Below are 1,431 nucleotides of genomic sequence, written 5' to 3'. Positions count from 1 at the left end.
TATTCATTCATATTTTTTACTAAATTAAATTATTTTTGCCAATTTTTTATAAGAAGAAAATTGAAGCTAAATACACTTGCTTATTATTGATTAAAATAACGATAACGTTTGAGGCACTAAATGAATAAATATGACTTTTTTTCGACGTCTTTGACCCTGTTATTCTGTCAAGTTTGTCTAGCAGAAAGCTCTTGGCATGAGAGTAAAAATACACCATCAAACATACAAGATGAAATGGTTAGAGCTCAATTTACGATTGCAATTGATAAGACTCCTAGCGCACCAAGTTCTGGAAGTTATGGCATGTTAAAAGATGGGCTTTTTACACACCCGAAGCAAGCACCATCCTCACATAGCAGTCACCCATTTAAGGGGCAGTTAGACTATTGGGATCAAAAGAGCTACTCAAAAAATATAAAGGTAGAGGCATATTATCCTATCCAAGTTGAGCCATTTCATACATGGCAAAATATTATTGATTTTGATGGGCGTCGCTACTTATATCAATATGTTCGCCGTGACTTAAAGATTTTCGATATCACCGAACCAAAAGAGGTTAAACTGCTATTAACTAAAGGACATACATGGGGACCTGAGGGTGCAGGGAGTGAAGTGGACCCATTTCCAGAAGGAGACATGATGGGAGCAGCTTCTGTTGCATGGAGTGAAAAGCGTCAAGCTTATATTATGGTTCAAGCTTACGAAGTGCGCCGTTTTGGGCTTTTAGATAATAAATATAGTCAACCTGACAAAGTAAATGCGATAAGAAACAGTTTACACCTCAAAGGTTTTAAGGTGTATGAAATGAAAGGTCCGCTACCGAAGGACTGGCAACTTATCGCTGAGCGAACTACGGATGTTGAGCATCCTGATGCTCCAATAGGGAAGCAGCAAGGATCGGGGGTACGTGATATTCCAGCTTATTATGGCGATGGAACCATGTATGTGGCGGCGGCACCGGATAGAAGACACGCTTTAACTGAATATCCAAACGACCTTTACAGTGCAGGTTATCAAGCTTGGGATATGAGTGATCCAGCTAATCCAATCCTTCTCGATACGTTATCGGTTGATGGTCAGATCGTTGGGAATCTCCAGCATGAAAAAACCTACATTAATAATCCTCGTTCGGGTAATAGAACTTCTTGGATGGGAGCGAGAATGCCTCTTTTTCTTGCTAAAAAGGATAGTCAGATTGGTTATGCTGCGATGGGAGGTTTAGGCTTTTACGTAGTGGATATCAGCGATCCAAAACACATGAAAATCGTTAGCCACCTTGATTTTCCTCCCAGTGTTGCACGTACTGAGGGAGACTTTATAGATGTGTCGCAAGTGGATGAACACGGCTTGTTTATTATAGTGGCTATCCATTGAATGAGATTGTTACGAGCCATATAAAATATTTATATTATTGATGTCTCTACCCCTAAA

1 protein-coding gene is annotated in these 1,431 nt (G+C 39.6%); it reads left to right on the top strand.

The genetic code is table 11. The features are described from left to right. Positions 1–120 precede the first annotated feature (120 nt). Complete coding sequence (locus tag SKA34_RS01320) at positions 121–1,374, top strand: hypothetical protein (RefSeq protein ID WP_006643681.1); 1,254 nt, start codon at positions 121–123, stop codon at positions 1,372–1,374. Positions 1,375–1,431 lie beyond the last annotated feature (57 nt).

It is taken from the genome of Photobacterium sp. SKA34, assembly GCF_000153325.1.
Classification (GTDB): Bacteria; Pseudomonadota; Gammaproteobacteria; order Enterobacterales; family Vibrionaceae; genus Photobacterium.
Note: the sequence above shows the minus strand (reverse complement) of the source record. Positions and strands in the feature narration are given on the sequence as shown.